The organism is Methanosarcina sp. A14, from assembly GCF_001729375.1.
GTDB classification, from domain to species: Archaea; Halobacteriota; Methanosarcinia; order Methanosarcinales; family Methanosarcinaceae; genus Methanosarcina; species Methanosarcina barkeri.
On the sequence record NZ_LZPK01000151.1, the window covers coordinates 1 to 7,719 of the forward strand.

The following is a 7,719-nucleotide window of genomic DNA, read 5'->3' on the forward strand; positions in this document are numbered from 1 at the left end:
GTTTTATAGGAAAACTACTGTATTTCTAAGATTTTCCATTTATGTCTAATATGGGTTGTGCGTTATTGGATGGTTGATATTTTGTCTTAGAGCATCTTTGCTTTAGGACATAAGCAGTTGAACTGAAAAATGAATAGCATAAGTCCTATTTGTTTAATTTCATTTGTTTTTTAAGCTTGTCTACATACAGGAAAATTGAGTGTATATGAAAAAGAAATAGAGAGCGGAATGCGAATGTGTGTATCTTCTGGAAAAATATCAACTGACTATTAGTAAACCACCAAATTTTTGAGAGAATTATAAAAATTGGAACCCCAACCAAAAGATAAGATTGGAGTTAGAGTACATATGTTTGACTTGGCAAACGTTACACATCTGATTAATTACATAATTTTCACTATAGTGATTATATTCATTTTAACGAAACAGCTGCCGCTGGAGAGAATGGTCCGTAGGTCTAGAATCATTATTTGGCTCGTATTAATTATCAACATCTTTTCAGCTATCCTTCAATTTTTCTGCCTAATAAGCCCAGATTCAAATATATTGTACCAGTTAGCTGCCGATTGCCTGGGCATCATAGGACAGAGTATACTCCTGATAGGAATTGTGTGGATGAAATTGATAGTTGAACCGAGTCCAAAACCGAGGAAAATTTTGGTGATTGGAGCCCATCCAGATGACATCGAGATCGCCTGTGGAGGCTCTATCGCAGAGCTTTCCGATGCAGGGAACACTATAATGAGCTTGATCGTCAGCAAAGGGGAACGTGGGGGTAATAGTTCCTCTAGGCTTATAGAAGCAACGAAAAGCGCTGAATTCTTAGGTATAAATAAGGTCGAAATTATGGATTTTCCTGATACTAAACTGGACCAGTTCATCTTGGAGATTAGCAAAAAAATCGAAATAATCGTAAACGAGTTGAAACCGGATATGGTATTTACACACTCAATTCACGATCTACATCAGGATCATAGAGCAGTTCATGATGCAACACTGCGTGCTTGCCGCAATCTGAGCACTATATTATGCTATGAAAGCCCTTCTACTACCCAGGACTTCCAACCAAATGTTTTTATAAATATTGAACAGTATGTAGATATTAAAATAGAAAGTATTCAGGAACATAAAGATCAAAACAAAAAGAAATATGTACAGCCAGAGCAGGTCTATGGAAAAGCCATCTTCCGAGGTGCTCAAGCAAAATTGGGAGAAGCAGAAGGCTTTGAGGCAATTCGGATTAATTTACAAATTTAATTGCATATGTGATCATATAATATAAACAATCGTAAATTTAAAAAGATACGTCATAAATTGGGCAAGAAGGATGATTTATGGTAAAAATTATGGTGACTGGTATTGGAGGCCCAGCCGGTCGTAATGTTGCATTACTCCTTTTAGAAAAAGGACATACCGTCATTGGCGTTGATATGCAGAGGATCTCGCTTCCAGGGGTCAAGATGCATAGGATTCCCCCTGCTTCACACCCATTGTTTTTGGAAAAATTATATACTCTTACGGTCGAGGAGAGCATCCAACTGCTAATTCCAACTGTGAGTGAGGAATTGCCAATCATAGCCTCGGAATGGAAAAAATGGAGCGACATACCGACAGTCATTAGCCAATATCAAGCAGTCTCCGATGCAGATGATAAATTTCTGACATATAAACGGCTTTCGAGCAATGGAGTATGTGTTCCCAGGTACTTACTACCTTCACAGGTCTCTTCGCCTGAGGAGATCTCGCTTAATTTGGGATGGCCATGCCTGAGTAAGCCGCGAGTAGGTAGAGGCGGTAGAGAGGTAATTATTAGAAACATAGAGGATTGGCCTGCAATCTCCATGCTTGATGACAGATATATATTGCAGGAGTTTATCCCTGGAACGGATTACGCACCTGAGGTATATATTGGGAAAAAATCTGTTATCGTAGTTTTAGAAAAGACTAGGTTAAAAGAGGGAATCGTGGGCAACGCAACTGAAGTGAAGCGCGTAAACGCTCCAGACGTGGCAGATATAGCTATATCTGCAGCAAAGTCTATGAATCTGACCGGCCCAATGGATATAGATATTCGCCGTCGAAACGATCACAATCCTGTAGTTCTGGAGATCAATGCCAGGTTTGGGGCAAATATTGCCCGAGCCAAAGAAGTACTGGATGCAGTTTTGGAAGATTTTGGAGTTTGCTAATGGAGTCGATCCAATACCAAAATCCAGTGATGAATGTAAAATTCAAAATCACTAGATTTTGTAATTGATCACAATCCTTATGATACAACTTAGGCCCCGTCACAGAATAACCTCTGCATATTACCGATTGGGCATTTTGATTTTCACTATCAAGATCGCAAATCAAAGATACAAGAATATGTTGCATAGGTTATTTTGTTGCGGGCACTTCGGAATTGAAATCTTTAGATAGCGAATATTGATTTTGACAAAAACTGGATTCTTCTTGCTAATTCAGATTTTCTATCAAAAATGCAAAAATCACTGGATTTTGGAACAGAGTCATGGAGCCACTTCTTTTATTCTTCTATATTATAGGATTCACCTGCTTTTCTGTAGGTATTCTGACAATTCCATATTATCCACTATCTTTAGCTTTCGAAATGCGCAAGAGCAAGCAGCATATATTCAGCAGCGAGAATCCCTTTGTCTCTATAGTGGTACCAGCCTATAATGAAGGAAAAGTGATAGGCCATTGTATAGAGTCCATTTTAGCATCAAACTATTCAGAATATGAGGTCATCCTGGTGGATGATGGTTCGTCTGATAATACACTTGAAGAGATGCAGCGTTATGAAACGAACTCCCACGTAATTGTGGTAACCAAGAAAAATGGAGGCAAAGCCTCAGCTCTTAATGTGGGACTGAACCTGGCCAAAGGAGAAGTACTATTCTTCGTCGACGCTGATGGCATCTTTGCTCCTGATACCATAAGCAAGATGCTCAGTGGTTTTATCAGCGAAGATGTAGGTGCAGTATGCGGCAACGATGCTCCCATTAACCTTGATAAGCTTCAGACACAATTGGCGAACTTGCTCACTCACGTAGGCACAGGCTTTGTGCGCAGAGCGCTATCTACTATCGATTGCCTTCCTGTCGTGTCTGGCAATATAGGCGCCTATCGATCTAGCACTCTTGAAAAGACTGGTCCCTTCTTAGAGGGATTTATAGGCGAAGATATGGAATTGACCTGGCGTGTGCACAAGGCAGGTTACAAAATAGTGTTTCAACCTTGGGCCATAGTATATGCAGAAGCACCCTCAACTATCACGGGCCTGTGGAAGCAGCGCGTGCGATGGGCGCGTGGGCTACTTAAAACCGCTTATATTCACCGAGATATGTTATTCAATCCAAAGTATGGTCTTTTTGCCTTTTATTTGCCTATTAACTTAACATCAATGATTATCATACCTTTGCTACAGTTGATATCAATCATACTGTTGCCAATCTTGCTACTTCGCAACATTAATCCCATCCCTTTGAACTGGATAGGCATCATGGGTTGGCTTGGTATGTTCTCTTCCATTTTTGCATTATTATTTTCTATTGCCCTTGACCGAGCTTGGCTTGATTTAAAATACTTCTACGTGATACCATTATGGGTACTATATTCCTTTATGATGGATGTAGTAATGCTATGGGCGATCATCGTTGAGTTGCGTAGAGAGGAGGCAAACTGGAACAAGCTAGATCGGACCGGCATTGTAAGCCGCTGAGAGATTCCAATGCAATAATATGCAGAATAGCCTGTTGCTTTATCATAATATTCATTGGTTCCGTTGCAAAAAATCTTGATATTTTACAAAAACAATTAAAAAACTTTACAATTGATATATAAGAATGCCAATTATAGCCTAAAAGTACGAGACGAAAATTTTTGTAACAGATTAACTTTTGGTACACTAACAAAAGATTTACTGGTATAATGTATACCCTTAAATTTCTAGTTATTTCAGTGTATTTATTTCATAATTTTTTTGCAATGAAACTGTTTTCTTTTTCATTAAAAACCTTAACTCTCCCTCACGTAGGGAATAAGCCAATTAAAAGATTGTGTCTTTTGATGTTGTTTTTAACGTATTTTTGCATTTTCCCTCCCTATTGCTTTCAATTTTACCAGAAATTTTTTATACATTTAGTGCTATTTATTCTTTAGATATCAGAAGTTTTGTATGAAATAAACTGAAAAATATGAAGAAAATTTATTCCCTATAGGGTATAAAAAAGTACTTATTTTTAAATTCAAGATCTATAGGCCCTAACATCAATTTGTTATCTTTCTCTCCGCTGGAGATACACTGAAAAATTTGACCCTGTGTTTTAATTATTCGGAGTGAAACATAATCAAGAGCATTGTTATTGAAAAAGATATTTCCTATTCGTAACAGAGTTAAGGTTAAAAAAATAATTTATTTCAGTGAAATTAAAATTTGATTGTTTGGCATGATTTTAAGTAAAAATACATAGGCCAGAAAATAAAAAAGTATCAAAATTTACTCACCAGAGATTAATAAAAACGATTTTTGATGACATTTTACCTAAATTAAATATTTAAAATCCTAGTTTAATATTGGTATATTATATGTACATTTTTATATATCAATTATGAATTTATATTTTATTACAAGATTGTTTGTAATAAAACTTTACAAAAAATAAACAGGATTTGGAATAATGGTGAAAACATGCGAAAATCGATATTCATATTAATTGGGATTATATTACTTATATCAAATGCAAGTGCACTTAGTCGGTCGGGATATGATTGGACACATAAAAGTGATATAAAAAGTCCTGGATCAAGTCATTGGAACCCAAATGACGCATATGCAGATTCAGAGAAACTACAATCAAATGCAAGTGTACTTCGTTGGTCGGGATATGATTGGACACTTAAAAGTGGTATAAAAGGTCCTGGATCAAACTATTGGAACCCAAATAACACATATGTAGATTCAGATGGTAAACTACACCTTGAAATAAACTATAAAGATGGTCATTGGAATTGTGCTGAGCTGGATAGTGTTAAAAACTTTAAATATGGAAGATATACATGGGTAGTATCTTCACAATCATTAAATCTTGATAAAAATGTAGTACTTGGACTCTTCACATATACAGACGATGATCATGAGATTGATATTGAATCAGGTCAGTGGGGTAACTCAAGCTCAGACCATCTACATTTCACATGCCAACCAGACCAAACAGTAACATTTGTGTCACCTACTTCCAGTTATATAAACGCAACTGACGTGACTTATACATTCGACTGGCAACCAACTTACATATATTACACTGCTAGAGCGTCAAATGGTAAAATCATTGCTAATTGGTACTGTACAAATAAGAAAGATATTCCAAAAGTAAAAGCAAAAGTAATGATGAACCTTTGGTTGCAGCATAGTATACCACCAAGTAATGACAAACCAGTAGAAGTGATTATAAGCTCCTTTCACTGGTCATCAGTTAAGCATAAAATCCACATCCAGTAATTTTTGCATTTTTGATAGAAAACCAGAAACGATTCAGTGGTGATCAAGAGAACGTGTTGTAACAAGCATAATTAAATCCGGATACCTTCATCATGGTTAAGATACGCTCTGTTAGAAACGTGTTACTATTATCATATTTTTCTGTAAACCTGTAGAGTAAATCAAGATGGTTATATAAATGTAGTAGTTATAGTTAACTGATTCCTTAACCGAAGACGCATGAATCCAGATAAAGACAATATATTTTTTTAATATTTATATATTAATAGAAAAATAGATTAGGCACATGCGGAAGGTCAGATTCAACCCTATTGAACGAACAAAGTTAGCGAAAAGGACACCGTCCTCTCGAGACGGGACTCGAGCGTTAAAACATTTTTTCGAAATACAGGTACCCTGTCTCTTCTTTCTTGAAAGTAAAGCCGTGCTTGAGATACATGTCTATCGCTTTTGTGAGAGTCGAATCGGTTTTAAGAAACACACCTGAGCAGTTTTTTTCAGCAAAATCGAGAGCAGTCCTGAAGAGCTGTTTTCCGTTGCCTTTACCCCTGAAGGCTTTTTTAAGATAAATACGCCGGATTTCGCACCGATTTCCGCTGAGTTTTCGGATGCCTGCTGTACCTACGACTTTGCCGTCGACGATCCCTACGAAAAACGCGCCTCCACTTCCAAAATAATAACCATTTATGTCATTGAGGTCAGCATCTTTTAGCCTGTCGGGTTCAAAGCCGTGTTCCTTCAACACTCCAAGCACAACGTCACGAACTTCTTCCTTTCTGGAATCGTCATATCTCTGGATTATCATTTAACTCACTCTGCAAACCGTACAGTTCATTTCCTATTTACCTGTTGGTTTTCAGGCTCTTTCTTAAGGGTTCGGGGTTCAAATGACTCTGGGAACTGAGATATTTTTCCGGGTTTTTGAGAAAATCCAGGGAAACAGTATAAAATATTTCAGTACCAGTAATCAGTATATCCTCATCAATATCAAACTTGCAAGAGTGATTGATTTCCACTATCTTTTTTTCCGGGTTTAGATCACCCAGGGAAATGAAAATTCCTGGAACTTTCTGCAGGTAACTTGCAAAATCTTCAGCGGCAAAAGTTTTTTCGAGTTCAGGATAGATTGTAAGTTTCGGGAAACTCTCCTGCAGCTTAGAATTTACAGCGTTTGTGAACATGGGGTCATTCACAAGGACAGGATAGCCGTGCAGTATATCAAGCTCGTAGTCCGGAAAGCCTGAAAATTCGTCTCCCGGCTTTACATATCTTTTTACTACCTCATCCAGGCACTCTTTCATTGTCCTGTCAATGATATCAGTAGTCTCTCGGTCAAAGGATCGATAACTTCCAAGAATCTCTACAGTATCAGGAATTCTGTTGAACTGAGCTCCTCCTTGAATCCTTCCCACTCCAATGACATACTTATCCGGTTCAAGCTGCTTTTCCAGAGCAGGATAAAGGTTACTTAGAAAATCCGTTGCTATTCGAACGGGATCAATGCAGCTTTTAGGCTTTGAGATATGGCCTCCCTTTCCTTTAACGATCACTTCAAAACGGTTAGTGCTTGCCATGAAAGGCCCGGGACGGAATCCCACACTTCCTGATTCGTGATTGGTAAAGATGTGTATACCCATAACTGCATCCACACCTTCAAGCCCCCCCTCTGCAATTACCCTCTCCGAACCTCCTGGTGGAATTTCCTCGGCAGGCTGGAAGATAAGGCGAACTTCACCCGGAAAATTCCTGTTCTCCTGAAAAAGCCGTGCAGCCCCAAAAAGCATTGCCATATGTCCATCATGTCCGCAGGCGTGCATTACTCCATCATTTCTGGAGATATAGTCACTATTTCTTTCAGTCAACTCTTCCTGTACCTGCAGTCCATCAGTATCTGATCGAAGGGCGATACAGGGCCCAGGTAACTTCCCCCGAATGCTTGCAAATACGCCGGTATCTGCAATTTTTCTGGCTTCTACTCCCAGTTCTCCAAGGATTTTCAGAATTTTCTTCTGGGTCTCGTATTCTCCAAAACTAAGTTCGGGGTATCTATGAAATTCGCGCCTGAGCTGTATAATCCAGGCTTCAAGCGCCTCTGCACTCGGATTTTCTCTCAAAAGCATTCCCTCGGATGTTCTGCATTTGCAGTCTGTTCCGTTTACTGGTACGTAGTATTTATCATCTTCATACGACTGGCCGTAATATTGAGCCTATCCCAA

At 38.4% G+C, this 7,719-nt stretch carries 6 protein-coding genes; 4 read left to right on the forward strand and 2 right to left on the reverse strand.

Annotation, left to right across the window (positions count from 1 at the left end; translation table 11 throughout):
• Window positions 1-546: 546 nt before the first annotated feature.
• From A9239_RS07970 to A9239_RS07985, 4 genes are all read left to right on the forward strand, one after another.
• On the forward strand, window positions 547-1,257 hold the full coding sequence (locus tag A9239_RS07970; RefSeq protein ID WP_230629262.1) for a PIG-L deacetylase family protein: 711 nt from the start codon (window positions 547-549) through the stop codon (window positions 1,255-1,257).
• Between the two features lie 203 nt (window positions 1,258-1,460).
• The gene (locus tag A9239_RS07975; RefSeq protein WP_230629263.1) at window positions 1,461-2,189 is read left to right on the forward strand and encodes an ATP-grasp domain-containing protein; all 729 of its coding nucleotides are present in this window, start codon (window positions 1,461-1,463) and stop codon (window positions 2,187-2,189) included.
• Between the two features lie 323 nt (window positions 2,190-2,512).
• The gene (locus A9239_RS07980) at window positions 2,513-3,724 is read left to right on the forward strand and encodes a glycosyltransferase family 2 protein (RefSeq protein ID WP_048154624.1); all 1,212 of its coding nucleotides are present in this window, start codon (window positions 2,513-2,515) and stop codon (window positions 3,722-3,724) included.
• A gap of 969 nt (window positions 3,725-4,693) precedes the next feature.
• A complete protein-coding gene (locus A9239_RS07985; protein ID WP_052712684.1) occupies window positions 4,694-5,503 on the forward strand; it encodes a glycoside hydrolase family 16 protein in 810 nt (269 codons plus the stop codon).
• 367 nt (window positions 5,504-5,870) lie between these two features.
• Here A9239_RS07985 and A9239_RS07990 read toward each other — a convergent pair whose 3' ends face one another.
• Both A9239_RS07990 and A9239_RS07995 read right to left on the reverse strand, forming a co-directional pair.
• On the reverse strand, window positions 5,871-6,308 hold the full coding sequence (locus tag A9239_RS07990) for a GNAT family N-acetyltransferase (protein WP_048119673.1): 438 nt from the start codon (window positions 6,306-6,308) through the stop codon (window positions 5,871-5,873).
• Window positions 6,309-6,345: 37 nt separating this feature from the next.
• Window positions 6,346-7,623 (reverse strand): M20 family metallopeptidase, encoded by a 1,278-nt coding sequence (locus tag A9239_RS07995; RefSeq protein ID WP_048119674.1) that lies wholly within the window; start codon window positions 7,621-7,623, stop codon window positions 6,346-6,348.
• Window positions 7,624-7,719 lie beyond the last annotated feature (96 nt).

Excerpts from the sequence above, each read along its gene's own strand:
- A9239_RS07975 (WP_230629263.1), top strand. The coding sequence starts at position 1,461 with ATGCATAGGATTCCCCCTGCTTCACACCCATTGTTTTTGGAAAAATTA.
- A9239_RS07995 (WP_048119674.1), bottom strand. The coding sequence starts at position 7,623 with ATGCTTTTGAGAGAAAATCCGAGTGCAGAGGCGCTTGAAGCCTGGATT.
- A9239_RS07985 (WP_052712684.1), top strand. The coding sequence starts at position 4,694 with ATGCGAAAATCGATATTCATATTAATTGGGATTATATTACTTATATCA.
- A9239_RS07990 (WP_048119673.1), bottom strand. The coding sequence starts at position 6,308 with ATGATAATCCAGAGATATGACGATTCCAGAAAGGAAGAAGTTCGTGAC.
- A9239_RS07980 (WP_048154624.1), top strand. The coding sequence starts at position 2,513 with ATGGAGCCACTTCTTTTATTCTTCTATATTATAGGATTCACCTGCTTT.